General features: G+C 65.8%; 1 protein-coding gene. It reads right to left on the bottom strand.

What is annotated here, in order from left to right; translation table 11 throughout:
- On the bottom strand, positions 1 to 488 hold a 488-nt coding region (locus JQK15_RS27740), incomplete at both ends, for an elongation factor 1-alpha C-terminal domain-related protein (RefSeq protein WP_502956889.1).

The following is a 488-nucleotide window of genomic DNA, read 5'->3' as shown; positions in this document are numbered from 1 at the left end:
GCCAGATGCTCCATGGTGTTGACGTTGACGACATATTTGGGCGCCTGGACGGTGGCCGATACGCTCTGCGTGCCGATCTTGAGCCAATAGGGCCGACCCGGCAGCATCGCCTCGTCATCCATCCACACGATGGTCGCCTCGAACTGGCTGGAGACCTCGGGCGGATTGTCGGCGACAGCAATGACGTCGCCGCGCGAACAGTCGATCTCGTCGGCAAAGCAAAGCGTGACCGACTGGCCGGCGATCGCTTCGTCGAGGTCGCCGTCGCCACCGGTCCCGCTTGCCGGGCCGGTTCCACCCGGCATCGTGACGATGCGACTGATGGTCGATGTCTTGCCCGAGGGCAGCACGCGCACGGCGTCACCCGGCTTGACCGATCCGCTGGCGATCAGGCCGGCAAAGCCGCGAAAGTCGAGGTTCGGGCGATTGACCCACTGGACCGGCATGCGGAAGGGCTTGGCCGCCGCAGTGGTGGCATCGACCTCGAC

It is taken from the genome of Sphingobium sp. BHU LFT2, assembly GCF_018604485.1.
Taxonomy (GTDB): domain Bacteria; phylum Pseudomonadota; class Alphaproteobacteria; order Sphingomonadales; family Sphingomonadaceae; genus Sphingobium; species Sphingobium yanoikuyae_A.
Note: the sequence above shows the minus strand (reverse complement) of the source record. Positions and strands in the feature narration are given on the sequence as shown.